This is a genomic window from Micromonospora arida (assembly GCF_042873195.1).
In the GTDB taxonomy this organism is placed as follows: domain Bacteria; phylum Actinomycetota; class Actinomycetes; order Mycobacteriales; family Micromonosporaceae; genus Micromonospora; species Micromonospora arida.
Genome location: NZ_JBIALC010000001.1, coordinates 187,846 through 210,828, shown reverse-complemented (window position 1 = coordinate 210,828; position 22,983 = coordinate 187,846). Strand labels below are relative to the sequence as shown.

Annotated in this window: 24 protein-coding genes; 12 read left to right on the top strand and 12 right to left on the bottom strand. The window is 71.1% G+C overall.

The annotated features are described in order from the left end of the window. Positions 1–9: 9 nt before the first annotated feature. The gene (gene arc, locus ACFYP0_RS01070; protein ID WP_124855286.1) at positions 10–1,794 is read right to left on the bottom strand and encodes a proteasome ATPase; all 1,785 of its coding nucleotides are present in this window, start codon (positions 1,792–1,794) and stop codon (positions 10–12) included. Between the two features lie 178 nt (positions 1,795–1,972). On the opposite strand from arc, the gene ACFYP0_RS01065 reads away from it, so the two are divergent. Beyond that, the gene (locus tag ACFYP0_RS01065) at positions 1,973–2,266 is read left to right on the top strand and encodes a ferredoxin (protein WP_091408893.1); all 294 of its coding nucleotides are present in this window, start codon (positions 1,973–1,975) and stop codon (positions 2,264–2,266) included. 50 nt (positions 2,267–2,316) lie between these two features. Here ACFYP0_RS01065 and ACFYP0_RS01060 read toward each other — a convergent pair whose 3' ends face one another. The 3 genes from ACFYP0_RS01060 to ACFYP0_RS01050 are packed head-to-tail and all read right to left on the bottom strand — an operon-like array spanning position 2,317 to position 5,025. Next, positions 2,317–2,889, bottom strand: a complete 573-nt coding sequence (locus tag ACFYP0_RS01060) for a hypothetical protein (RefSeq protein WP_091408625.1) — start codon at positions 2,887–2,889, stop codon at positions 2,317–2,319. A gap of 46 nt (positions 2,890–2,935) precedes the next feature. Next, positions 2,936–3,937, bottom strand: a complete 1,002-nt coding sequence (locus ACFYP0_RS01055) for a tRNA (adenine-N1)-methyltransferase (protein ID WP_373861552.1) — start codon at positions 3,935–3,937, stop codon at positions 2,936–2,938. Next, positions 3,934–5,025, bottom strand: coding sequence for a site-2 protease family protein (locus ACFYP0_RS01050; protein ID WP_386994826.1), 1,092 nt, complete (start codon positions 5,023–5,025; stop codon positions 3,934–3,936). The genes ACFYP0_RS01055 and ACFYP0_RS01050 overlap by 4 nt, the downstream gene beginning before the upstream one ends. 140 nt (positions 5,026–5,165) lie before the next feature. Here ACFYP0_RS01050 and ACFYP0_RS01045 point away from each other — a divergent pair, with 140 nt between their 5' ends. The 4 genes from ACFYP0_RS01045 to ACFYP0_RS01030 all read left to right on the top strand — a co-directional run bounded on the left by ACFYP0_RS01045 (position 5,166) and on the right by ACFYP0_RS01030 (position 10,653). After that, positions 5,166–6,080 carry a RecB family exonuclease gene (locus ACFYP0_RS01045; protein WP_124855280.1) on the top strand — a complete coding sequence of 305 codons (915 nt, stop codon included), beginning with the start codon at positions 5,166–5,168 and terminating at the stop codon, positions 6,078–6,080. 208 nt (positions 6,081–6,288) lie between these two features. Continuing rightward, complete coding sequence (locus ACFYP0_RS01040) at positions 6,289–6,975, top strand: response regulator (RefSeq protein ID WP_124855277.1); 687 nt, start codon at positions 6,289–6,291, stop codon at positions 6,973–6,975. Positions 6,976–7,330: 355 nt separating this feature from the next. Continuing rightward, complete coding sequence (locus ACFYP0_RS01035) at positions 7,331–8,098, top strand: ABC transporter ATP-binding protein (RefSeq protein WP_124855274.1); 768 nt, start codon at positions 7,331–7,333, stop codon at positions 8,096–8,098. Beyond that, entirely contained in the window at positions 8,098–10,653 is a 2,556-nt protein-coding gene (locus tag ACFYP0_RS01030) for an ABC transporter permease (RefSeq protein ID WP_386993859.1), read from the top strand. Before ACFYP0_RS01035 ends, ACFYP0_RS01030 begins: the two co-directional genes overlap by 1 nt. A 120-nt stretch (positions 10,654–10,773) precedes the next feature. Here ACFYP0_RS01030 and ACFYP0_RS01025 read toward each other — a convergent pair whose 3' ends face one another. The 3 genes from ACFYP0_RS01025 to ACFYP0_RS01015 all read right to left on the bottom strand — a co-directional run bounded on the left by ACFYP0_RS01025 (position 10,774) and on the right by ACFYP0_RS01015 (position 12,700). Beyond that, complete coding sequence (locus ACFYP0_RS01025) at positions 10,774–11,430, bottom strand: HAD family hydrolase (RefSeq protein WP_124855374.1); 657 nt, start codon at positions 11,428–11,430, stop codon at positions 10,774–10,776. A 121-nt stretch (positions 11,431–11,551) separates the two neighbouring features. Beyond that, positions 11,552–12,295, bottom strand: coding sequence for a neutral zinc metallopeptidase (locus ACFYP0_RS01020; RefSeq protein ID WP_355496417.1), 744 nt, complete (start codon positions 12,293–12,295; stop codon positions 11,552–11,554). A 195-nt stretch (positions 12,296–12,490) separates the two neighbouring features. Continuing rightward, the gene (locus ACFYP0_RS01015; protein WP_355496420.1) at positions 12,491–12,700 is read right to left on the bottom strand and encodes a hypothetical protein; all 210 of its coding nucleotides are present in this window, start codon (positions 12,698–12,700) and stop codon (positions 12,491–12,493) included. A 221-nt stretch (positions 12,701–12,921) separates the two neighbouring features. Here ACFYP0_RS01015 and ACFYP0_RS01010 point away from each other — a divergent pair, with 221 nt between their 5' ends. Both ACFYP0_RS01010 and ACFYP0_RS01005 read left to right on the top strand, forming a co-directional pair. Further along, the gene (locus tag ACFYP0_RS01010; protein WP_244218850.1) at positions 12,922–13,314 is read left to right on the top strand and encodes a YciI family protein; all 393 of its coding nucleotides are present in this window, start codon (positions 12,922–12,924) and stop codon (positions 13,312–13,314) included. A 4-nt stretch (positions 13,315–13,318) separates the two neighbouring features. Beyond that, positions 13,319–14,575 carry an RNA polymerase sigma factor gene (locus tag ACFYP0_RS01005; protein ID WP_386994823.1) on the top strand — a complete coding sequence of 419 codons (1,257 nt, stop codon included), beginning with the start codon at positions 13,319–13,321 and terminating at the stop codon, positions 14,573–14,575. Between the two features lie 77 nt (positions 14,576–14,652). On the opposite strand, the gene ACFYP0_RS01000 is transcribed toward ACFYP0_RS01005, so the two are convergent. Further along, positions 14,653–15,753 carry a calcium:proton antiporter gene (locus ACFYP0_RS01000; RefSeq protein WP_210925602.1) on the bottom strand — a complete coding sequence of 367 codons (1,101 nt, stop codon included), beginning with the start codon at positions 15,751–15,753 and terminating at the stop codon, positions 14,653–14,655. Between the two features lie 112 nt (positions 15,754–15,865). Between ACFYP0_RS01000 and ACFYP0_RS00995 the strand changes: the two genes are divergently transcribed. Together ACFYP0_RS00995 and ACFYP0_RS00990 are read left to right on the top strand one after the other, a co-directional pair. Next, positions 15,866–16,228: a metalloregulator ArsR/SmtB family transcription factor gene (locus tag ACFYP0_RS00995; RefSeq protein WP_355496426.1), complete on the top strand. Its 363-nt coding sequence runs from the start codon at positions 15,866–15,868 to the stop codon at positions 16,226–16,228. After that, a complete protein-coding gene (locus ACFYP0_RS00990; RefSeq protein WP_355496429.1) occupies positions 16,225–16,725 on the top strand; it encodes an SRPBCC family protein in 501 nt (166 codons plus the stop codon). The genes ACFYP0_RS00995 and ACFYP0_RS00990 overlap by 4 nt, the downstream gene beginning before the upstream one ends. On the opposite strand, the gene mug is transcribed toward ACFYP0_RS00990, so the two are convergent. Then, positions 16,722–17,294 (bottom strand): G/U mismatch-specific DNA glycosylase, encoded by a 573-nt coding sequence (gene mug / locus ACFYP0_RS00985; protein ID WP_386993856.1) that lies wholly within the window; start codon positions 17,292–17,294, stop codon positions 16,722–16,724. The genes ACFYP0_RS00990 and mug overlap by 4 nt on opposite strands. A gap of 57 nt (positions 17,295–17,351) precedes the next feature. Between mug and ACFYP0_RS00980 the strand changes: the two genes are divergently transcribed. Beyond that, positions 17,352–18,095 (top strand): SAM-dependent methyltransferase, encoded by a 744-nt coding sequence (locus ACFYP0_RS00980; RefSeq protein ID WP_356976589.1) that lies wholly within the window; start codon positions 17,352–17,354, stop codon positions 18,093–18,095. A 37-nt stretch (positions 18,096–18,132) separates the two neighbouring features. After that, a complete protein-coding gene (locus ACFYP0_RS00975; RefSeq protein ID WP_356976591.1) occupies positions 18,133–18,942 on the top strand; it encodes a CPBP family intramembrane glutamic endopeptidase in 810 nt (269 codons plus the stop codon). Between the two features lie 15 nt (positions 18,943–18,957). Here ACFYP0_RS00975 and ACFYP0_RS00970 read toward each other — a convergent pair whose 3' ends face one another. The 3 genes from ACFYP0_RS00970 to ACFYP0_RS00960 all read right to left on the bottom strand — a co-directional run bounded on the left by ACFYP0_RS00970 (position 18,958) and on the right by ACFYP0_RS00960 (position 22,056). Then, complete coding sequence (locus ACFYP0_RS00970; RefSeq protein WP_356976594.1) at positions 18,958–19,761, bottom strand: phosphatase PAP2 family protein; 804 nt, start codon at positions 19,759–19,761, stop codon at positions 18,958–18,960. 181 nt (positions 19,762–19,942) lie between these two features. Further along, positions 19,943–21,586 (bottom strand): MDR family MFS transporter, encoded by a 1,644-nt coding sequence (locus ACFYP0_RS00965; RefSeq protein ID WP_356980124.1) that lies wholly within the window; start codon positions 21,584–21,586, stop codon positions 19,943–19,945. After that, complete coding sequence (locus tag ACFYP0_RS00960; protein ID WP_356980122.1) at positions 21,583–22,056, bottom strand: MarR family winged helix-turn-helix transcriptional regulator; 474 nt, start codon at positions 22,054–22,056, stop codon at positions 21,583–21,585. The genes ACFYP0_RS00965 and ACFYP0_RS00960 overlap by 4 nt, the downstream gene beginning before the upstream one ends. A 109-nt stretch (positions 22,057–22,165) precedes the next feature. On the opposite strand from ACFYP0_RS00960, the gene ACFYP0_RS00955 reads away from it, so the two are divergent. Then, positions 22,166–22,786: a TetR/AcrR family transcriptional regulator gene (locus tag ACFYP0_RS00955; RefSeq protein ID WP_356980120.1), complete on the top strand. Its 621-nt coding sequence runs from the start codon at positions 22,166–22,168 to the stop codon at positions 22,784–22,786. Positions 22,787–22,983 lie beyond the last annotated feature (197 nt).

Sequence of the window (22,983 nt, the reverse complement as noted above, 5' to 3'; positions counted from 1 at the left end):
ACGTCGGCTCTACAGGTACTGACCGGTGTTGCTCGCGGTCTCGATGGACCGGCCGGCCTCGGCGCCCTTGCCGCCGGAGACGAGCGTGCGGATGTAGACGATCCGCTCACCCTTCTTGCCGGAGATGCGCGCCCAGTCGTCGGGGTTGGTGGTGTTGGGGAGGTCCTCGTTCTCGCGGAACTCGTCGACGCAGGCGTCGAGCAGGTGCTGCAGGCGCAGCCCCTTGCGACCCGAGGTGAGGAACTCCTTGATGGCCATCTTCTTGCTGCGGTCGACGATGTTCTGGATCATCGCGCCGGAGTTGAAGTCCTTGAAGTAGAGGACTTCCTTGTCACCGTTGGCGTAGGTGACCTCAAGGAATCGATTCTCTTCGGTTTCCGAGTACATCCGCAGCACCACGGCGTCGATCATCGCCGCGACAGTGGCCTGGGGGTCGGTGCCGTGTTCGGCCAGGTCGTCCGGGTGCAGGGGCAGCCCGGAGAGGATGTACTTGGAGAAGATGTCCTTGGCCGCCTCGGCGTCCGGTCGCTCGATCTTGATCTTCACATCGAGGCGACCGGGGCGCAGGATCGCCGGGTCGATCATGTCTTCCCGGTTGGAGGCGCCGATGACGATGACGTTCTCCAGCCCTTCCACGCCGTCGATCTCGCTGAGCAGCTGCGGAACGATGGTGTTCTCCACGTCGGAGGAGACACCGGAGCCGCGGGTCCGGAAGATCGAGTCCATCTCGTCGAAGAACACGATCACCGGCGTGCCCTCGCCGGCCTTCTCCCGGGCGCGCTGGAAGATCAGCCGGATGTGCCGCTCGGTCTCACCGACGTACTTGTTGAGCAGCTCCGGGCCCTTGATGTTGAGGAAGAAGCTGGTGTGCTTCTCCTTGCCCTGCCGCTCGGCGATCTTCTTGGCCAGCGAGTTGGCCACCGCCTTGGCGATGAGCGTCTTGCCACAGCCGGGTGGGCCGTAGAGCAGGATGCCCTTGGGTGGGCGGAGCTGGTGCTCACGGAACAGGTCCGCGTGCAGGAACGGCAACTCCACCGCGTCGCGGATCTGCTCGATCTGCGACTGGAGGCCACCGATGTCGCCGTAGCCGACGTCGGGCACCTCCTCCAGGACCAGCTCCTCGACCTCGCTCTTCGGGATCCGCTCGTACGCGTACGCCGAGCGGGGCTCGATCATGAGCGAGTCGCCGGCCCGGATCGCCGAGCCGATGAGCGTCTCGGCGAGGTGCACGATGCGCTCCTCGTCGGAGTGGGAGACCACCAGCGCCCGGTCACCCGGCCCGCCGTTCGGTCCCTCCAGGATCTCCTTGAGCATCACCACTTCGCCAACCCGCTCGTAACCGAACGCGTCGACGATGTTGAGCGCGTCGTTGAGCAGGACCTCCTGGCCGCGCCGCAGGTCACCCACGTCGAGCGAGGGCGACACCGCGACCCGCAGTTTGCGGCCACCGGTGAAGACGTCCACCGTGCCGTCCTCGTGCTTGGCCAGGAAGACTCCGTAACCGCTCGGCGGTTGCGCGAGCCGGTCGATCTCCTCCTTGAGCGTCACGATCTGCGTGCGAGCTTCCTTGAGGGTGCTCACCAGCCGGTCGTTGTTCTCTGTCAGCCGCGCCAACTGTGCCTGGGTGGCCGCCAGCCGCTCTTCGAGCTGCCGGACGTGTCGGGGGCTTTCGGTCAACTTGCGCCGCACCAGGGCGAGTTCCTCTTGCAGGAACGCGACCTGCGTGGAGAGATCGTGGGCTTCCTTCTCCCACCGTGCGGCGCGCGAGTCCGCGTCGTCGCTACGTGCTGCCACGTCCCACCTCCCCGGGGGGCTTGAACGTTCTGCCCTAACACTAGCCGCTATGAGGCCGATTCGGTCCCACGCAACACCCTCGTCACCGAACCTTGATCGCCAAGGGTGGCCTGACGGGCCGTTACCGGCGTTCAGGTACCGTCGGAGCGTGGCACGGGAGAACATGGGGGGTGCACAGGTGGCCGAGGTCGCGACCGACGAATTGCAGGTCTGGGTCGACCAGGACCTCTGCACGGGCGACGGGCTCTGCGTGCAGTACGCGCCGGAGGTGTTCGAGTTCGACATCGACGGTCTGGCCTACGTCAAGGGCGTCGACGGTGAGCTGCGGATGGCACCGGGCAGCCGGGTCGACGTCCCCGCGCACCTGCGACTCGAGGTGATCGACTCCGCGAAGGAGTGCCCGGGCGACTGCATCCACGTGGTGCGCGGCGACGGCGTCGAGGTCGCCGGCCCGGACGCCGAGGAAGACTGACCCACCGGCCGGGCCGTGAAGGCCCGGCCGGGTCCAGAACGGGGTACGCCTCAGAGCATCGGACGGCCGACCACCGAGGCGACCAACCGCGCGAACTCCTCCAACCGGGCGATCTGCCCGGCCCCGCCGTCGTCGAGGGTCTTGCCGAAGCGCAACGCGTCGTGCCGGGGCGTGCCGGCCATCTCCTCGCTCGGCGGCGCCTCGTCCAACGAGGTGAGCAGCAGGTAGACGTCGATGCTGTCGACCCGGATCTCGCCGCTCTCGGCACGGTTGAGCCGCCGCCGGCAGCCCACCTCGGTGACGGTGGAGACCGGCACCACCCGCAGCGACGAGGTCATCGAGCCCGGCGGGCCCTCCTCCGGCGGTACGTCCTCGCCGTGCCAGAGAATGAGCCGGCTGCCGTCGCAGACCACGACCTCCTGCCACACCCCGTTGACCTCGTTGACGAAGCGTTCCAGGGTGAAGCCGAGCACCGACGCGCCGCGCAGCACGCCGCCGAGCGCCTCCAGGGCGACGTCCGGGTCGCGCAGGTAGGCCCGCGCCGCCGACTCCAGGTCCTGATAGGGCGACCAGTCGGGAAAGACCGCGGGGAGGTCTCCACCGCCGTAGCCCGGTCGGCTCATGCCAGCGTCTCCCCCTGCTCGGCGCTGCCGACACCCAGCTCGATGGTCACGGCCTGTCCATCTCCCCCGCACCGTTGGACTGCGCGCCTGCGGCCTGCGCGGCGGCGGCCTGTCGGGCCGCCTCCGCCTCGCGCAGGTCCTGGCGGCGCTGCGCGTACGCCTCGGTGCCCTTGCTGGGCTTGCGCCGGCGCGGCGGCGCGGTGACCCCCGGGGCCAGCTTGCGCGCGGACACCAGGAAGGCGGTGTGCGCGATCATCCGGTGGTCCGGACGGACGGCGAGGCCCTCGGCGTGCCAGTCGCGCACCAGGGACTCCCAGGCCCGTGGCTCGGTCCAGCCGCCGCGCTCGCGCAGCGCCTCCACCAGCTCGGAGAGCTGCGGTGTGGTGGCGACGTAGCCGATGAACACCCCACCGGGCACCAGCGCCCGCTCGACCATGTCGAGGGTCTCCCAGGGGGTCAGCATGTCCAGGATGATCCGGTCGAAGCCGGTCTCCCGGCACTGCGCGACATCGCCGACGTGCAGGTTCCACGAGGGGTGCGGCCCGTTGAAGAACGCCTCGACGTTGCGCTTGGCGATCTGGGCGAAGTCGTCGCGCAGTTCGAACGAGTGCAGCTCGCCCTCGGTGCCGACGGCGCGCAGCAGGGAGCAGCTCAGCGCGCCGGAGCCGGCGCCGGCCTCGAGGACCTTCGCGCCGGGGAAGATGTCGCCCATCGCCACGATCTGCGCGGAGTCCTTGGGGTAGATCACCTGAGCGCCGCGCGGCATGGACAACACGTAGTCCGACAGGAGCGGCCGCAGGGCCAGGAACGCGGTGCCGCCGCCGGCGGTGGTCACCACGCTGCCGTCGGGGAGCCCGATCAGCGCGTCGTGCGCCAGGATGCCGCGGTGGGTGTGGAACTCCTTGCCGGGCTCCAGCGTCACGGTGTGCATCCGCCCCTTGGGGTCGGTCAGCTGGACCCGGTCGCCGGGCCGGAACGGCCCGCGGTGCACGGGTGTCAGCGCCGGGTTGGCGGGGTCGGCGGCGACGGTGGAGGGAGTTGCGGTCACGGTGTCATCTTCCGGTTGGGTTCGAGGAGCTGTGCCAGGTCCGCGATGTGCAGAATGCCGACGACATCTTCGCCTGACGTCACCACGTACTGTGCGCCCGGGTAGGTCTGTACGGCCTCCATCACCCGCTCGCCGTCCCAGCCGACCGACAACGTGGGAAGGGTGCCCAGCGACCGGGCGACGGCGTCGACCGCCAGCCACGGTCGGCGCTCGACCGGCACCGCGTCGGCGGCGGCCGGGTCGACCAGCGCCACCGGTCGACCGGTGGAGTCGGTGACCAGCAGCGCGGCGTCGGGCTGCCCACTCTCGGCGCGTCGGCGCTGGGCCTCGGCCAGTGGCGTGCCGGTGGCCACCGACCAGACCGGACGGGCGAGCCGGGCGAGGTCGATCAGCGGGAACCGGCGGCTGACCCGGGCGGCCCGGATCGACTGGCCGGCGCCACGCCAGAGGGTGACGGCGACCAGCAGCATCAGCGGCAGCGCCAGCGGCGCCAGCCGCCGCTCGACGGTGAGCACCAGGACCAGGGCCGCGGTGCCGACGGCGACGACCCGGCCGGCCCACCCGGCGACCTCGGTGCCGAGGTGGCGGTCGCGGGTCAGCCCCCACACGGCGGCGCGCAGCGCCCGGCCGCCGTCGAGCGGCAGCCCGGGCAGGCTGTTGAACAGCGCCACGATGACGTTGCTGACCGCGAGCTGGAAGGCGAGCTGGTGCGCCACGGTCCCCTCGGGCAGGGCGAGCGTGGCGGCGACCGCCAGGACGCCGAGCACCGCGGAGACCGCCGGGCCGGCCAGCGAGACCAGCAGGTCGACGCGGGGCGACGGGGCGTCCCGGTCCATCTCCGTGTAACCGCCGAGCAGCTCCAGGGTGATCCCGCGCACACCGATGCCGTACCGCCGGGCGGTGAGGGCGTGGCCCAGCTCGTGCAGCAGCACCGAGCCGAGCAGCGACACGACGAACCCGAACCCGATCAGGTAGCCGCTGAGCTGCGGCAGGTCCAGTTGTCGGCGGGCGAACTCGCCGTACAGCACCGCGATGAGCACCGCGAGCAGGACCATGGAGCCGTTGAGGTACAGCGGCACCCCGAACACCTTGCCGACGTTCAGGCCGAGGCGTCGGTCCGGTCGGCGCGGCGGCCTGGTTGTCTGCTCCATCGCCACGATGCTACGGACCGTCGCTGTGTGGGGCGGGCGGCGGGCGGTGTCACACCGGTGCCCTAACCTTTGCCGACATGACGGCGGAATCGGTCACCACCTCCCAGCCCTCCCCCGCGGCGCAGGCGCCGCCGACGGTGCGGGCCTCGCTGTCCCCGTCGCGGGCGGCGGATTTCAAGACCTGCCCGCTGCTCTACCGGTTCCGCAGCATCGACCGGCTGCCCGAGCGCACCACCATCGAGCAGGCCCGGGGCACGTTGGTGCACGCGGTGCTGGAGCGCCTGTTCGACCTGCCGGCCACCGGCCGCACGCCGGAGGCGGCCGGCGACCTGGTCGCCCCCCAGTGGGACCGGCTGGTCACCGAGCAACCCGAACTGGCCGGGATCTTCGACGGCGCGGAGCCGGCCGGGCCGGTGGAGTTCCTCCGCTCCGCCGCCGGGCTGTTGCAGGGTTACTTCGCGGTGGAGGATCCGACCCGGCTGGAGCCGGCCGAACGCGAGAGCCTGATCTCCGCGGTCGTCGACGAGGAGCTGCTGATCCGGGGCTACCTCGACCGGCTCGACGTCGCTCCGGACGGCGCGCTGCGGGTGGTCGACTACAAGACCGGCGGTGCCCCGCGGGAGGCGTTCGAGGCCCGGGCGCTGTTCCAGCTGAAGTTCTACGCCCTGGTGCTGTGGCGCACCCGGGGGGTGGTGCCCCGGGTGCTGCGGCTGCTCTACCTGCGTGACGCCGAGGTGTTGGACTACACCCCGGACGCCGACGAGCTGGTCCGCTTCGAGCGCACCGTGGTGGCGCTGTGGCGGGCAATCGAGCAGGCCACCGCCCGTCAGGATTTCCGGCCCCGGCCGAGCCGGCTCTGCGACTGGTGCAGCCACCAGGCGCTCTGTCCCAGCTTCGGCGGCACCCCACCGCCGTTCCCGGTCGCCGCGGCGAGCACCGACCCACTGCGTGACTCCCGGGCCACTCCGGTGGCGCCGGGTGCCGACGAGTGACGGCCTCCTGAGCGACGTCTACGCCCGGCGCGGCGATTCAGGCCGCCGGGACCGCCTGCCGCACGCCGACGCCGAAACCCGACCGCAGCGGTGCCGCCTCGGTCGGGACAGGGCGACCGGCAGGCCTCTACGGTGATCCGCGACGCACCGGCTCGGGTACGCGAGGATGACCGGTGCGCCCCACGACGTCGGCGGGACGGGAGAAAAGATGAGCCATCAGGCGCCCTCGGCACGGCCGGTGCGGATCCTGCTCGCCGACGACCAGCCGCTGCTACGGACCGGGTTCCGGATGGTCCTGGGCGCCGAGAGCGACCTGGACGTGGTGGCGGAGGCCGGTGACGGCGTGGAGGCGGTGGAGTTGTCCCGCCGGCTGCTGCCCGACGTCGTACTGATGGACATCCGGATGCCCCGGATGGACGGGGTGGCGGCGACCCGGGCCATCGTCGACGCCCGACTGCCGGTACGGGTGCTGGTGCTCACCACCTTCGACCTGGACGAGTACGTGGTGGGCGCGTTGCGGGCCGGCGCCAGCGGGTTCCTGGCCAAGGACGTGCCGGCCGAGGATCTGATCGCGGCGATCCGCACGGTCGCCGGCGGGGACGCGGTGGTGACACCTCGGATCCTGCGGCGACTGTTGGACCGCTTCGCCGACCTGCTGCCCGATCCGGCGGCGACGCCGTCGGCGGCGCTCAACGCGCTCACCGACCGGGAGCGCGAGGTGCTCGTGCAGGTCGCCCGAGGGCTGTCCAACGCCGAGATCGCGACGGTCCTGTCAGTGAGCGAAACCACCATCAAGACGCACGTCGGGCATGTGCTGACCAAGCTGCGGCTGCGCGACCGGGTGCAGGCGGTGGTGCTGGCGTACGAGTCGGGTCTGGTCCGCCCCCGGGCGTAGTTCCACCGGCCCGGGTACCTCACCCGGCGTACTCGAAGATCCCTCCGTGGGGGGACGGCTGTCGTTGCCGTCGTCACCTACCGTGACCGGACATGGCTCGGTTCGGTTGACCCTCCTGTGGCGTCAGGTGCAAGTGTCGGTGCGGCCGCCCGCCGCCGAGGGGAAAAGCGGTCGACCGGCCCTCGACTCAGGGGCAACCCTGATCCGACATGGGGGTGCACCCGCAGCGGGAAATCCGCGCCGGGTCCCCCCAGGGTCGGACGGGGCGGGCGTATGCAGCACCGATGATTGAACAGTCGCGCCGGACCATCGGGGGGCGGCGTGCATTTTCGGACAGACGGAAGAGGTAGATGACGTGACCGCGACGGTAGGCCAGCAGGCGCAGGCCGCGGCCCGGGCGAACGACGTGTGGAAGGTGTACGGCAGCGGCGAGGCTCAGGTCGTCGCGCTGCGGGGGGTCAGCGCGGAGTTCGAACGTGGCCGCTTCACCGCGATCATGGGCCCGTCGGGTTCCGGTAAGTCGACGTTGATGCATTGCCTGGCCGGCCTGGACTCGGTGACCCGGGGGACGGTGTCGATCGGTGAGACGACGGTCACGGGGCTGGGCGACGCGGGGCTGACGAAGCTGCGCCGCGACAAGGTGGGCTTCATCTTCCAGCAGTTCAACCTGCTGCCGACGCTGACGGCCAAGGAGAACATCCTGCTGCCGCTGTCGATCGCCGGGCGCAAGCCGGACCCGGCCTGGTACGACACGGTGATCGAGACGGTGGGTCTCAAGGACCGGCTGGACCACCGGCCGGCGCAGCTCTCCGGTGGGCAGCAGCAGCGGGTGGCGTGCGCGCGGGCGCTGGTCTCCCGCCCCGAGGTGATCTTCGCGGACGAGCCGACCGGCAACCTGGACTCGCGCTCCGGCGCGGAGGTGCTCAACTTCCTGCGTGACTCGGTCCGGGAGCACGGCCAGACCATCGTGATGGTCACCCACGACCCGACGGCCGCCGCGTACGCCGACCGGGTGGTCTTCCTCGCCGATGGTGAGATCGTCTCGGAGCTGATCGAGCCGACCGCCGAGACGGTGCTGGACACCATGAAAAAGCTGGACACTGCGGCCGAGGTGGGCAACTGATGTTCCGCGCGACGCTGAAGAGTCTGCTGGCCCGCAAGGTCCGGCTGATCCTGTCCGGCCTGGCGGTGGTGCTCGGGGTGATGTTCGTCTCCGGTGCGTTCGTGCTCACCGACACGCTGGGTCGTTCCTTCGACTCGGTGTTCGCCGACGGTTTCTCCGAGATCGACGTGAACGTCGCGGCGAAGCCGAAGGTGCAGGTCAACGAGATGGAGGGCGAGCAGACCGTCGCCCCGCTGCCGGCCGCCCTGGTGGACCGGGTGAAGCAGGTGCCGGGGGCGGCCTCGGCGACCGGTGTGGTCAACGCCGACGGCGCCCGGGTGATCGGCAGCAACGGCAAGGTCGTCACCTCGTTCGGCCCGCCGCAGTTGGGCGAGAACTGGACCGGCGAGAGCGAGCTGCTGAAGCTGCGTGAGGGGCGCGCGCCGCAGGCCGAGGACGAGATCGTCATCAACAAGGCGTTGGCCACGGCCGCGAAGGTGCAGGTCGGCCAGAAGGTCGGCGTGCTGACCGCGTTCGAGTCGAAGAAGCGGGACTTCACACTGGTCGGCGTCTTCGGTTACAGCGGTGACCGGGACTCGATCGGCGGGGTCAACGAGGTCTTCTTCACCACGCCGGTGGCCCAGCGGCTGATGCTGGGCGAGCCGGACGTGTTCAGCAGCATCACCGTTCAGGCCGCCGACGGGGTCTCGGACGAGAAGCTGCGCGACGACGTGGCACGCACCCTGGGCGCGGACTTCGAGGTGAAGACCGGCGAGCAGGTGGCCGCGGATGCCTCGGCCAGCCTGAAGGAGGGCCTGTCCTTCTTCAACAAGATCCTGCTCGGCTTCGCCGCGGTGGCGCTGCTGGTGGGCACCTTCCTGATCCTCAACACCTTCTCGATCATCGTGGCGCAGCGGACCCGGGAGTTGGCGCTGATGCGCGCCATCGGGGCCAGCGGCCGGCAGATCATCGGTTCGGTGGTGCTGGAGGCCATCGCGGTGGGGTTGATCGCGTCGGTGCTCGGCTTTGCCGCCGGTATCGGGGTGGGCGCGTTGCTGGCGTTCCTGTTCGGCAAGCTCGCCGGTGGGCTCACCCTGGCCGGCATCGGCGTGCCGGCGGCTGCGGTGATCGGTTCGTTCGCCGTCGGTCTGGTGATCACCGTGGTGGCGGCACTGCTGCCGGCGCTGCGGGCGTCCCGGATCCCGCCGATCGCGGCCATGCAGGACGTGGCCACCCCGGACCGACCGTTGACCAAGATCACCGTGGCCGGGTCGCTGGTCACCGGTATCGGCGCGGTGCTGCTGTTCCTCGGGCTCAGCGGCAACGCCGGTGGTCAGACGCTGTCGACCATCCTCGGTGGGGTGCTGTTCGCCTTCATCGGGGTGGCGCTGCTGACCCCGCTGATCAGCAAGCCGGTGGTGAGCCTGCTCGGGGCGATCTTCTCCTGGTCGGTGCCGGGCAAGCTGGGCCGGCTCAACTCGGGGCGCAACCCCCGTCGTACGGCCATCACGGCCGCCGCGCTGATGGTCGGCATCGCGCTGGTCACCGGCGTCACGGTGATCCTCGACTCGGCCAAGGGCAGCATCAGCGCGCTCGCCCAGGACACCATCAAGGCCGAGCTGGTGATCGCCGGCCAGCAGGGCGGCCCGCGTCCGCCGACCTTCGACCCGGGTGTGCTGGACCAGGCCAAGGCCCTGCCCGGTGTGCGGTTGGTCGACGGCGAGTACGGCGACATGGCGCGTATCGACGGCGAGGGCACCTGGGTCGCGGCGAGCAGTGACATCGCGTCGCTGCGGCAGATCTTCGGCGCGAAGCCCACCGCCGGTGACATCGACCGGCTCGGGCCGACCCAGATGCTCGCCAGCTCGGACACGGCCACGTCCCGTGGCTGGTCGGTGGGCTCCACGGTCAATGTGCAGCTGACCCGGGGCGAGGCACGCACCTACACGATCAGCGGCATCTACGAGTCGTCGCAGCTGACCAACCCGGTGACGCTGCCGGTGACCGCGGCGAAGGACTTCGCCATTCCGCAGCCCATCCAGGGCTTCATCCAGCTGGACCCGGGCACCCGGGTGTCCGACGTCCAGCCGCAGGTGGAGGCGTTGCTCGCGGACAGCCCCGAGGTGTCGGTGGCCGACCGCGACGCGTTCATCAAGCAGCAGACCAGTTCGCTCGACGGGCTGCTCACGATGATCCAGATCCTGCTCGCGCTGGCCATCGTGATCGCCGTGCTGGGCATCATCAACACCCTGGCCCTGTCGGTGCTGGAGCGGACCCGCGAGTTGGGTCTGCTGCGGGCGATCGGCCTGCGCCGGTCCCAGACCATGGGCATGATCACCGTCGAGGCGGTGGTGATCTCGGTGTTCGGCGCGCTGCTCGGCGTGGTGGTGGGCACCGGCCTCGGCGCCGCGGTGGTCGAGGCCCTCAAGGACGAGGGCATCACCGACCTGATCCTGCCGTGGGGGCAGATGGGTGTCTTCCTCGGTCTCGCCGCCATCATCGGCGTGGTGGCCGCGGTGCTCCCGGCCGTCCGGGCGGCCCGGATCAACGTCCTGGGCGCCATCGCCCACGACTGATCGGCACTGCCGAGGCCCCCGGTCGCCATCCGCGCGACCGGGGGCCTCGGCCTGTCCCATTCCCCCTCGGCCACCCGTACGCGACTGCCCGGCTGGTGTGCCGGCAGGACGGCGGGCGGGTCAGCTGGTCGCCGCGGCCCGATCGGTCAGCAGAACCGCGAGCAACGGCAGGTCCACGCCGGTCAGGCTCTCCACCTGGTGTACGCCGACAGTGCTCGGCAACGCCACCTCCGCCGGTACGGCCAGGACCGCCGCGCCCGAGGCGAGCGCGCTGGCCACCCCGGTCGGTGAGTCCTCGATCGCCACACAACGCTCGATCGGCACACCCAGCAGCCGGGCCGCGGTCAGGTACGGCTCGGGGTGCGGCTTTGCCGCCACCACCTCGTCGCCGGCGACCACCGTGTCGAAGTTGTCGCGACCGAGGGTGTCCAGGGCGATCTCGACCAGCGCCCGAGGGCTGGAGGTGACCAGCGCGGTGGGGATTCCCGCCGCGCGGACCGCGCGCAACAGGTCGAACGCGCCCGGCTGCCAGCGCAGACCGGTGCGGAACAGGTCCAGGATCCGGGCGTTGATCCACGCCGCGCTGATCTCCGGATCCCGTTCGGGCTGCCCCAGGTCGTCGTGCAGGATGCGCATCGACTCGGCCATGGCGGTGCCGATGATCGACTGACGGGCGTCGACGGAGAGTTCCCCGCCGTACTCCTTCGCGAGTTCCTGCAACGCGACGTCCCACAGCTTCTCGCTGTCGACCAACGTGCCGTCCATGTCGAAGAGCACAGCGGCGGGGTGATGGCTGCTCAGCGGAACCTCCAGGGTGGTGACCGACACCGGCGATCCTGCCAGCACCCCCCGGGGCCGGTGGCGGCAACGGGCGCCAGGGTGATCCGGGCAACCCCGTTCAGCCCAGGTCGCACTCCTTCAGGGAACCCTCGTAACCCCGGAAGAACATGTCGGTGCGCTGCTCGGCGGTGCCGTGCGCCCCTTCCGCGAACCACGGCTGGTCCGGGTCGTCGCCGACCGCCGCCACCCCCTCCCGGAACTCGTCCAGGTCGCCCTCGGCGAGGGTCAGGGCCTCCGAGCGCACCGAGTCGCCGAGGTACGCCCCGGCCATGCAGTCGGCCTGCAACTCCTGCTGGATGGTGAAGCTGTAGTTGATGCCGAGCCGCACCTGGATTGCGTGCGCGTACTCGTGCCCGAGCAGGTAGAACACGAACGCGTCGCCGACCTGGCGGAACGCCGCCACCGACCAGGTGACGTCGTACGCGATGAAGTCGCCCTGCGAGCAGTAGACGGCGTTGTTGCGGGGCAACGCCTGGCCGCCGCAGGACACCTCGCCGTCACGCTGGTACGGGATGATCCGCCGGATCGGTTGGAACCGCTGCCCGGATTCCTTGAACTGGGCCGCCCAGTACCGCTCGGCGACCGCCTGCGCGTCGGCGACGTCCTGCTCGAACTCGGCGACGCTGGTGGTGCTGTCGGCCCGGGTGGTGCTCGGCCCCGGTGAGGCTGCCGGCGGCTTCGCCCCGGGGCGCTCGGCCTCCGGCTCGGCCAGCCCACCGCCGGCGCAGGCGAGGGAGACCAGGGCGGCGACCAGCAGACCCGCCAACGGGCCCCGCGCATCGCGTCCGAACCGTGCGCCCACTGTGCCTCCCCAGACATCGGTGCTCAGGCTGGTAGTACCCCGACGACAGGACCGAAACGCCCGTCACCGGTTTCACGCACGGCACGGCCGGACGGTTCACGTGCCCTGGGGCCGGACGGGCTGCGGCGCAGCGGCCTGGGGTGGTGTCGCGCGGTCAACCACCGGCTGCGCCGCTCGTACGGCCAGTAGGGTCGCTCAACCGCTCGAATCCCGACCGCGCTGCCACGTGTCGCCCTGGTCACCGTGCCGCTCGGCCTCGTACCGCTGCTGCCGCACCCGAGCGTCCCGCCCGGCCCGAGGTTCGTCGCCCCCAACCTCACCGACCCGCCCCCGCCGCACCACAACGCCAAACGCCACCCCCGCCACGACGACGAAGACTCCCGCCACGACCCACACCACCGTCATACCGCCAATCTAGGCCTCACCCACCACCCCTGAACCCCGGTGATCATGGAGTTGCCGTCGTCCCACTCGGCGTGTCGTGACGCCAACTTCATGATCACCGGTTCTGGTGGGAGGCAGACCCGGGTGGGTGGGGTGTCCGGGTGGGGGTTTGGGGTTCGACGTTTCCTGTGGGGGCGCCGGGGTGGTGTCCTCGCAGGAGGAGGGGAAGAACCGTGAAGTACATGATTTTGCTCTACGGGTCGCAGCAGGACTACGACGTGCTGTCCGGGCGGGCTTCCAACCGGCCGGCGATGTCGGCCGAGCAGATCGCGGCGATGCACCAGCACATGGAGACCTTCCACCAGGCGCTGGCCGAGTCCGGGGAGCTGGTCGACGCCCGGGGCCTGAGCGAGCCGGTGCACGCCCGCCGTGTGCAGGTGCGCGAGGGAGCACCCGTGATCACCGACGGCCCGTACCCGGAGACGCAGGAGGTCCTCGCCGGTTACACCATCGTGGAGTGCGCCAGCTTCGACCGGGCCACCGAGATCGCCGCCGGCCTGGTCGACCCGGACGCCCCCGGTGGGTACGTGGACGTACGACCGGTGCTCGACGGTGTCGAGGACCTGGCCGGCTGACCCGGTGCCGGAGACTCCCGCCGAGGACCTGCTGCGCGAGCTGGCGCCGCAGGTCCTCGGCGCGCTGGTCCGCCGCTACGGGCACTTCGACACGGCCGAGGACGCGGTGCAGGAGGCGCTGATCACCGCGGCGCACGGTTGGCCGCGCGACGGCGTACCGGAGAATCCGCGTGGCTGGCTGATCACCGTGGCGTCCCGTCGGCTGACCGACCTGCTGCGTCGCGAGCAGGCCCGGATGCGGCGGGAGGACACGGTGGCCCGGTGGGTGCTGCCGGAGCAGTGGCGCGCCCCCGCCGCCGACCGTCCGCCGGCGGACGCCGACGACACGCTCATCCTCTTGTTCCTGTGCTGCCACCCGGCGCTGTCGGCGGCGTCGCAGATCGCGCTCACCCTGCGGGCGGTGGGCGGGCTGAGCACCGCCGAGGTGGCGCGCGCGTTCCTGGTGCCGGAGACGACGATGACCCGGCGGATCAGCCGGGGCAAGCAGCGGATCCGTGACAGTGGGCTGCGGTTCGCGCCGCCCACCGGCCCGGAGCGCGCCGACCGGCTCGCCGCCGTGCTGCACGTGCTCTACCTGATCTTCACGGAGGGGTACGCCCGCACTGCCGGGCCGGGGTTGCTGCGCGCCGACCTGACCGCCGAGGCGATCCGGCTGACCCGGCTGGTGCGCCGGCTGGTGCCCGAGGATCCCGAGGTCACCGGGCTGCTCGCGTTGATGCTGCTCACCGACGCCCGCGCTCCGGCGCGGATCGGCCCGCACGGTGAGCTGGTGCCGATGGCCGAGCAGGACCGCTCCCGGTGGCGGGCCGAGCAGATCGCCGAGGGGGTCGAGCTGATCACCGGGGCGCTGCCGCGCGGGGTGGTCGGGGCGTACCAGCTCCAGGCGGCCATCGCGGCCGTGCACGACGAGGCGCCCAGCGCGGCGGCCACCGACTGGGCGCAGATCACCGCCCTGTACGAGGTGCTTCTCGGGATGTCCGACAACCCGGTGGTGGGGCTCAACCACGCGGTGGCGGTGGCCATGAGCAGGGGCGGACCGGCCGGGTTGGCGCTGCTCGCCGACCTGGCCGACGACCCCCGCCTCGCCGACGACCCGCGACTGCCGGCCGCCCGCGCCCACCTGTGGGAACTGGAGGGCGAGCGGCTCGCCGCGCGGGAGGCGTACCGGATGGCGGCGGCCCGTTCGACGAACCTGGCGCAGCAGCGCTACCTGAACGCCCGCGCGGAGCGCCTCGCGGGCGACCCGCCGCCCGCCGGCTGATCCGCGCGGGCCCGTGCGGATCACGGCTGAGCCGGCCGGCCGTGCGGATCACGGGCTGAGCCGGCCGGCCGTGCGGATCACGGGCTGGCGGCCAGGAAGACGAAGGCGGCCATCAGCACCAGGTGTACGCCGCCCTGCAACACGTTGGCCCGGCCGGGCACCACCGTGAGGACGGCGGTCACGGCGGTGAGCGCGAGCAGCGTGAGCTGGGTGCCGCCGAGGCCGAGCAGCAGCGGGCCGTCCAGCCAGATCGAGGCGATCGCTATGGCCGGGATGGTCAGGCCGATGCTGGCCATCGCGGAGCCGAGCGCGAGGTTCAGGCTGGTCTGGACCCGGTCTCGGCGGGCGGCGCGGGCGGCGGCCAGGGTCTCCGGCAGCAGCACCAGCAGGGCGATGATCACGCCGACGAACGCGTGCGGCAGGTTCGCCGCCGCGACCCCGGCCTCGATGGTCGGGGAGACCGTCTTGGCGTCGCCGACCACCGCGACCAGCGCCACCAGCAGCAGGCCCAGGCTGACCAACGCCGCGCGGGTCGTGGGCGGCTTGGCGTGCTCCTCCGTCTCGATGACCTTGCCCCGGCTGTCGACCGGCAGGAAGTAGTCGCGGTGCCGGCCGGTCTGCACGAGCACGAACAGCCCGTACAGGGCCAGCGACGCGACGGCGGCGAAGACGAGTTGGGCCGGGCTGAACTCCGGGCCGGGGCGGGCCGTGGTGAAGCTGGGGATGACCAGGCTCAGGGTGGCCAGGGTGATCACGGTGGCCAGCGCACCGCCGGTGCCCTCCGGGTTGAACACGGCCACTCGGCGGCGCAGCGCACCGAGCAGCAGGGACAGGCCCAGTATCCCGTTACAGGTGATCATGACTGCGGCGAAGACGGTGTCGCGGGCGAGTGACTGGGTCTTCTCCGGCCCGCTGATCATGAGCGTGACGATCAGGGCCACCTCGATCACGGTGACCGCGACGGCGAGCACGAGGGACCCGTACGGCTCCCCCACCCGGTGGGCGACCACCTCAGCGTGGTGCACCGCCGCGAGCACCGCGCCGCCCAGCAGCACCGCGACAACCACGATGACGGGCCCAGGCAGGCTCCGCCCCCAGGTGACCATCAATATCAGGACGGCGAGCACAGGTACGACGAACGTCCAGTCGGTCAGGCGGGAGCGAAGGAGGGCGGCCATGCCATAAAGAGTGCCAGGTCAAGTGATCATGTGCCCACCATCGACGCGGCGACATGCGGCCGTTCGTGGCCTTCACCACGTCAACCCGTAACTCGGAGGTTACGCTTTCCCGGTGAACGAGGTGGCCACCGCGATCGCGGACCCGGTACGACGGCACATCCTGACCCTGCTGCGCGACGAGCCGTTGTCCGCTGGTGACATCGCCCGGCGATTCGTGATCAGCCGACCCGCGATCAGCCGCCACCTGCGGCTACTGCGCGAGAGCGGTCTGGTGCACGACGAGATGGTCGGCCGACAGAGGATCTACCGACTTGATCCGCGCCCGCTCGCCCCGCTGGTCGACTGGCTCGCCGCACTCGCGGCCACCGATCGGTGGGGCCGGCACCTCGACGCGCTGGAGACCGAGGTCTATCGCACCCGCCGAGAGAGCCGCAGCCGCGGCCCGGCGGAGCACCGAAGGGAGCACACGGCATGAACCGCACACCCGCCGGACGCCTGTTCCACACCGACACCGGCCACGATCTCGTCCTCACCCGGACCTTCCGCGCCCCGGCGGCGGACGTCTGGGCCAGCCTGACCGAGCCGGAGCGTACGGCCCGCTGGTTCGGCCCGTGGGAGGGCGACGCCAGCCCCGGACGGACCATCCGGGTCCAGATGGCGTACGAGGAGCAGCAGCCCTGGTGCGAGATGCGCATCGACGCGTGCGAACCGCGGCAGCGCCTCGCCGTGTCGATGGTCGACGACTACGGCAGCTGGCTGCTGGAGCTGTCGCTGACCGAGACCAATGGCACCACCGAACTGCGCTTCGTGCAGCACCTGAGCAGCGTGGAGGGCATCGCCGAGGTGGGCGCCGGTTGGGAGTACTACCTGGACATGCTGGTCGCCTCCCGGGACGGTTCGCCCCGCCCCGAGTTCGACGACTACCACCCGGCCATGCAGCAGTACTACCAAGGGCTGGTCACCACGCCCTAAGGGTCGAGGGCCTGCCGCAGCTTGGCGAACTCGGCGGTCAACGCCGGCAGCGGGAAGTGCGCGTTCAGGCCGCTGGGGTTCGGCAGCACCCAGACCTGGGCCGGCCCCAGCCGGTCCGGTCGCGGGCCCAGCCCGGCCTTCGGTCGGGCGAAGGCGATGCGGTACGCGCTCACCCCGAGGATCGCCACGCAGCGCGGCCGGTAGCGCTCGGCCTTCACCGCCAGCCCGGTCACCCCGGCCACCAGCTCCTCCGAGGTCAACTCGGCGGCGCGGGCGGTGGCCCGGTTGCTCAGGCTGGTGATGCCCAGACCCTGCCGCAGCAGCTCGTCGCGTTCCCAGGAGTGCAGCTGGCGGTCGGTGAAGCCGGCTCCGTGCAGGGCCGGCCAGAATCGGCTGCCCCGGCGGGCGAAGGGCTCCCCCACGGCGGCCGAGTAGAGGCCAGGGTTGTAGCCGCAGAACAGCACTCGCAGCCCGGGGCCGATGATGTCCGGCAGACCCCGGCCGGCCGCCGCCGCCACCTCCTGCGGGGTCGGCCGCCGCGCCGGCCCCGCACTCCCCGTCCACTTCACCGATCCTGCCGTACGCCCCGGCGCCGGACCCGGCGCACGCCGTGACACCCTCGACGGATGCAGTCAACCGACCACCTCGCCGCCAGCCGTTACGCGCGGATGCGCTGGAACACTCCGCTCTCGCCGGAGCACGCCGCGTTGCTGCTGCAACGGCTCGACGTCCGGCCCGGCGCGCGTGTGCTCGACCTCGGCTGTGGCTGGGGTGAGCTGCTGCTGCGGGCGGTCGCCGCCGGTGGTGTCTCCGGCCCGGTCGCGACGCGCGGCGTCGGCGTCGACACCGACGAGGCCGCGCTCGACCGAGGGCGGCGGCTGGCCGCGGGACGGTCGCTGAACCGGCACGTCGCCTTCGTGATGGGGGAAGCGGCGGCCTGGCAGGAGCCGGCCGACCGGGTCCTCTGCATCGGCTCGGCACACGCCTTCGGCGGCACCGAGGCCGCCCTCGACGCCCTCGCCGCCGTGGTAGGGCCCGGTGGGCGGCTGCTGTTCGGCGACGCGTACTGGGAACGGTCCCCCACGGCGGAGATCGCTGAGATCTTCGGCCCGGAGGTCCCGACCCTTCCCGGGCTGGTCGAGGCCGCCCGCCGGCGGGGCTGGCGGTTGCTGCACCTGAGCACCGCCGACCAGCGGGAGTGGGACGACTTCGAGTCCACCTGGCTCGCCGGCCGGCAGGAGTGGCTGCTGGCGTACCCGGAGGATCCCCGTGCGGCCGAGGTCCGTGCGGAACTCGACGACCGGTTGCGCCAGTACGTCGGCGGTTACCGGGGTGTCCTCGGCCTCGCCTACCTCGTCCTCGGCCGCTGACCGTCCGCAGTTGACGCCGCTGGCTACGCTGCGCGTGGTGAGCGCCGGATCCCGTCTCGCCCTGCCCTGGCGGATCCTCGTCGTGTCCGTCGGCGCCGTGCTGGTGTGGCTGCTTCTCGGGGCTCTTCTCGATCGCGATTACGACCGCCCGATCCACGTGGCCAGGGCCATCCTTACGACGGTGCTCGTCGTGCCCCTGGTGGTGGCCGCCCGTCGCCTGCTCGACCGTCGCCCCTGGACCGGTCTCGGGCTGCCTTCCCTGCGCGCCGGTTGGCGACGACTGCTGCTCGGCATGGCCTGCTGGCTCATTCCCGCCGCCGTGGGGTTCGCGCTCTGCCTCGGCTTCGGTTGGGTCGAGATCCGCCTGCGCACCTCCGCGACGGACGCCCTGGGGGTGGCGGCGCTACTGGTCGTCCTCGTCTTCCTGTACGAGGCGCTGCCGGAAGAGCTCGTCTTCCGCGGCTACCTCCAGCGCAACCTCGCCACCCGGTTACCGGCCTGGCAGGCCGTCCTCGGACAGTCGGTGTTGTTCACCCTGTTCGGGTTCCTCGTCGGCGCCGCCACCTCCCTAGACAGACTGCTGCTGTTCTTCGTCTTCGCTCTGCTCCTTGGTGGCTTCCGGGTCGCCACCGGCGACATCTGGGCGGGCATCGGCTTCCACGTGGCCTTCCAGACCGTCGCCCAACTGTTCGGCGACGTGGGCGCCGTCTTCGACGTGACCGGATCGGACGTCCTGGGACTCGTCGCCATGGGTGCCATACCGTTCGCGTTCGGCTGGACGGCCGTGCAACGGCTGCACCACAACCGCCTGAGCTGGCAGGCCCGTGAACCCGAGCCGACCGGTTGACGAGCACACCAACGGTTATGGCGTTCGCACGACATCACCGGCGTCGGCTCGCCCGGCTGGGTGACCGGACGGCGCCTGCGGAGCCCGTAGAGCACCGGTTGCATCCCGGTCCGGCGAGAGGCGCTGGCGGGGCCACCCGGCCGGGCGCCGCGCCAGCGGGTGGGTGGGCTGGTCGCCGGTGCGGGGCCTGGGCAGCACGAGGCAGACGATGGCGAGCAGCACGGCCGCGACGATGCCGTCGAGCCAGTAGTGGTTTCCCGTGGTCACGACAACCAGCAGGGTGACGAGCGGGTGTGCCAGCCACAGCCACCGCAGGCACCCGCCGGTCACCGCGATGAGTGCGACGGCGACGGCGAGAGCCCAGCCGACGTGCAGAGACGGCATGGCGGCGTACTGGTTGCTCAACGTGTCCGTGTCGGGTGGGCCGTAGACGGCGGGCCCGTAACGGCTGCCGGTGTCCACCATGCCGGTCAGGGCGGTCAGTCGCGGCGGTGCCAGCGGAACCAGGAAGTGCAGCGCCAGTGCGGCCGCGGTGAGCCCGGCGAGCATGCGACGCGTCCAGAGATACCACACGGGGTGGCGTACGTACAGCCAGATCAGACAGAGTGCCGTGGCGGGGAAGTGCACGTACGCGTAGTAGCCGTTGGCCAGGTGCACCAACAGTTCGTGGGAGAGCACCGGACGTTGGAAGGCGGCCTCGTTGGGCAGATGGAACAGGCGCTCCACCCGCCAGATCCATTCCCCGTCTCCCACGGCGGTCGCCCCCCGGTCGGCCCCCGCCACCCGAGCCGCCTTGTAGATGAGAAACAGTGCGGCCACGAGCCCCAGCTCACGTACAGCCCGTCGTAGTGCGGCGGCTCGCCGTGCGGGTGCCGCTGGCAGCTCCGCGGTATCCACAACTTCCTCGATTCGCTGACCTTCGCTCGTACCAGCCCTGGCTGGACAGACCAGGCCGCCGCCGTCTTCGGACGGCGGCGGCCCCGGGTCGGACTGCCCGACGTCAGCGTCGGGCAGTCGGTCCGTCCTGCGGGGTGTCGACGCGCACCTGGTCGAAGGCGGGAGCGCCGTCGATCGCGTCGGCGGCGACGGCCGTCGACGTGGCGGCGTCCGGCAGGTCGAGGCTGGTCCGCAGGGTGATCGGCTTGAGCAGGAGCGCGGCAATGATACCGACGACCCCGATGGCGGCGGAGATGAGGAAGATGTGTCCGGTGGCGTCGCCGTAAGCTGCCCGGACGATGTCCTGGACCTGCTCGGGAAGGGCGGTGATGTTGAGGTTGCTGCTGCCCTCCGAGCCGCCGGAGGCGGGGATCCCGGCGGCGGTGAGGTCGCGGGTGATCTGGTCGCCGACCCGGCGGGCGAGGACGGCACCGAGCACGGAGACGCCGATGGTGCCCCCGAGCGACCGGAAGAACGCGACGCTGGAACTGGCCGCGCCGATGTCCTTGAGGGAGACCGTGTTCTGAACGGCGAGAACGAGGTTCTGCATGGTCATGCCGACGCCGATGCCGACGGTGAACATGGCGACGCCGACCAGGACGAGCGACGTCTCGTGGTCGATGGTGCCGAGCAGTGCGAACCCGGCGACCAGCAGGATCGAACCGGCGACGATGTACGGCTTGATCTTTCCACTCTTGGTGATCAGCCGGCCGGCGACGATGGAGGAGCCGAGGACTCCGGCCATCATCGGGATGGTGAGCAGGCCCGCCTCGGTCGGACTGTAGCCGCGGCCGATCTGGAAGTACTGGCCGAGGAAGACGGCACCGCCGAACATGGCCATGCCGACCGCGAGGCTTCCGAGGATGGCCAGCGCGGTGGTGTGCTGGCGCACGATACCGAGCGGGACGACCGGCTCGGGCGCGCGCGACTCGACCCAGACCGCCAGGGCGAGCAGGACGAGCGAACCGCCCACCATGGCCGCGGTCTGCCAGGAGATCCAGGCGAACGAGCCGTCGACGAAGGAGATCCAGATCAGCAGCACGCTGACGCCAGCGGCGATCAGGCTGGCACCCAGGTAGTCGATCTTGACGTTCTCGCGCCGCGCGGTCGGCAGGTGCAGGGTGGCCTGGAGCAGGATCAGCGCGATGGCGGCCACCGGTACGCCGACGAAGAAGCACCAGCGCCAGCCGAGCCAGGACGTGTCGACGATGAGGCCGCCGAGCAGTGGGCCGCCGACCGTCGCGACGGCCATCACACCACCGAGGTAACCGTTGTAACGGCCCCGCTCGCGCGGCGGGATCATGGCCGCGATCGCCACCTGGACGAGCGCCTGAAGACCGCCGACCCCGATGCCCTGGAACGCGCGGGCGGCGATGAGCTGGCCGGCGCTCTGCGAGAAGCCCGCGATGACCGAGCCCACCAGGAAGACCACGATGGCGACCTGGATGAGGGTCTTCTTGTTGAACAAATCGGCTAGTTTACCCCAGATAGGGGTGGTTGCTGTCGCAGTGAGCAGGGTCGCGGTGACCACCCAGGTGTACTGGTTCTGCGAGCCGTTCAGCGCTCCGATGATCTTCGGTAGGGCGGTCGAGACGACCGTGCTGCTCAGCATCGCGACGAAGAGCACCAGCAGCAGGCCACTGAGCGCTTCCAGCGTCCGCCGATGGGTCATCGGCTCAGCGCCGGCCGTGATGGTGGGTGCGCTCATCGCGCGGCCTCCAGGTTGTCGTTGTCATTGTTTTCGAGGGCGACCTCGATGTCGCCGGCGAATCGGCCGAGGGCGGCGCTGAGCGCCGCCACCTCGCCGGGAGTCCAGTCGGCGAGCGCTCGTTGGAGCACCTCGCCGTACCAGCGGTGGCTGTCGGCCAGGGCGGCACGGCCGGCCGGGGTGACCGCCAGGAAGGTCGCCCGCTTGTCGGTCGGGTCTGGCCGCCGCTCGACCAGGCCGTGCGCGACGAGCGCCGCCACCGAGCGGCTGACGGTCGACGCGTCCAGCCGAGTGCGGTCGACCAGGTCGCGGGCGTGGCAGCCGCTGGAGAGCTGCTCGATCTGCACGAGCATGCCGAGCATGCCCGGCGGAATCGCCGGGCGTGCGTCGGCCCGGCGCTGCTTCAGCAGTCGAACGCTTCTGACCAGGTCGTACAGGCGAAGGCCGAGTTCACGAGCGCCGCTTTCCACGTCTGCTCCCACACGAGATTTGGTTGCCTCAAGCAAGCATTCACCGATCTTGCCCAGCAGGCAAGTTTGCTCATTGAGAAGTCGCTCACCGGCAACTAGCCTCGGTGCGATGGACGAGACGACCGGTCTGCGGGAGCGCAAGAAGGCAGCCACCCGCCTCGCCCTGCACGAGGCGGCCCTACGCCTCGCCGCCGACGAGGGCATCGACGCGGTGACGGTCGAGGCGATCGCCGACGCCGCCAACGTCTCCCGGCGGACCTTCTCCAACTACTTCTCCAGCAAGGAGCAGGCCCTCTTCTACGGCGACACCATGCGCCTGCACCGGCTGTTGCAGCTGATCCGGAAACAGCCCGTCGACGAGGCGCCGTGGACCGTCCTGAGCCGGGCAGCCGAGCGCCTCACCGAGGAGGTCTTCGGCGCCTCTGAGCCTTCCTGGCTGACCCAACGCCGAAAGCTGCGCGGGCACCCCGGCCTGGCCCCACACCAGGTGGCGGCGTACGCCGCGATCGAGCGCGACCTGGCCGCGGAACTCGCCCACCGGCTGACCGACGACGACGTGGCACTGCGCTCCCGCCTTCTGGCCGCGACCTTCCTGGCCATCCTGCGGGTCGCCGTCCAGCACTGGATCGAGCACCCGGGCGACCCGATCGCGGAAACCGTCCGGACCGCACTCGTCGCAGCCGCTCCCGCGGTGGCCCCCGGAGGCCACCGGACCAGCACCGGCACCTAGCGCCGCTCTCAGATCCCCGCAGAGCCCCAGGGCTTCGGTACCTCCGGTTCGCCCACGGGCTCAGCTTCCGCTGGCAGACGGGGATGTCGGAAAGCCCCGCCTCCGGGGGCCAATCCGTCGGTATTCCGGGATTCGGCGCGATCGGCGGGCGACGCACCTCAACGGCACGGATGCTGACACGTCGGCCGGACACCCGG